The sequence below is a fragment of the Nocardia sp. NPDC023852 genome, assembly GCF_040639505.1.
Lineage (GTDB): Bacteria > Actinomycetota > Actinomycetes > Mycobacteriales > Mycobacteriaceae > Nocardia.
Genome location: NZ_JBFAAB010000079.1, coordinates 1 through 1,419 on the forward strand (window position 1 = coordinate 1; position 1,419 = coordinate 1,419).

Genomic DNA, 1,419 nt, shown 5'->3' on the forward strand with positions numbered 1-1,419 from the left:
TCGATCTGTTGGCCGGGCGCGGGCACGACGTAGGCGACCAACTGTTCGCCCAGGCTCGAGGTGGTGACCACAGCTACGGCTTGGTTGACGCCGGGTTGGGTCAGTAACGCGGTCTCGATCTCGCCGAGTTCGATGCGTTGGCCACGGAATTTGACTTGGAAGTCGGTGCGCCCGATGTACTCCAACCGGTGTGGCAGGTTTTCGGTGGGTGCGCGCCAGACCACGAGGTCACCGGTGCGGTACATGCGTTCACCGGTGGTGAAGGGGTTGGCCACGAACCGGTCGGCGGTCAGGTCCGGGCGTGCTACATAGCCACGCGCGAGCTGGTCACCGGCCAGATACAACTCACCCGCCACCCCCGCGGGGACGGGCTGGAGGCGTGCATCCAGGACATACACGCGGGTGTTCCACTGCGGCACCCCGATCGGCACGCTACGTTCATCACCACCGCGGGCGGGCCAGTAGGTCACCGATACCGCGGCCTCGGTCGGACCGTAGAGGTTGTGTAGTACCGCCTGCGACACCGCATTCCACGCCGTCACCGTTTCCGGTGGCAACGCTTCACCGATCACGAACACATCCCGCAGTGTCGGGACCGACCCCGCCGGCAGGTGCGCGGCGAACACCGTCAACATCGAGGGCACGAAATCGGTCACCGTCACCCGCTGCGCGGTAATGGTTTCCGCGACATACACCGGGTCGCGGTGACCGTCATGGGTCGCGACGACCAGTTTCGCACCAGCCCGCAACGGCAGGAAATAACCCCACAACGACACATCGAACGTGGTCGCGGTCTTCTGCAGATACACATCACCCGGTCCGAGGGGATACTGCGCCAGCATCCACTCGATCTGATTGTTGATCGCCGCATGCGAGACCGCCACACCCTTCGGGCGACCCGTCGACCCGGAAGTGAAAATCACATACGCCGGATTCATCGCCGTCACCGGCGCCGACAACTCCCGCGCACGGATCGGGGAAGCATCGAACCCCGCCACATCCAACATGTCCACAGCCACGACAGCGATGTCGTCGGGTACCGGGACCGTGTCGGTGCTGGTGGTCACCACACACACCGGGCGTGCCGTGTCCAGGATATGAGCGATCCGCTCGGCCGGGTGATCGGGGTCCAACGGCACCCACGCCCCACCCGCCGCCACGATCGCATACATCCCCACCACCAGATCCAGCGAACGCCGAACCGCCAACCCCACCAACGACTCCGCACCCACACCGCGGGAAATCAACAACCGCGCAAGCTGATTCACCCGCGCATCGAACTCACCGTAGGTCAGCTCCACACCCTCGAACACCACCGCCACCGCACCCGGATCAGCCTCGACCGCACGCCGGAACCCATCCAGCAACAACCCGGAATCAACCGGGTAGCTGGTGTCGTTCCAGTCCCGCAGGATCCGG

The 1,419-nt window shown here is 64.9% G+C and carries 1 protein-coding gene; it reads right to left on the reverse strand.

All coding sequences use genetic code 11. The annotated features are described in order from the left end of the window. Positions 1-1,419 (reverse strand): amino acid adenylation domain-containing protein (locus AB0H00_RS31945; protein ID WP_357273670.1); only part of this gene is annotated, 1,419 nt, incomplete at both ends.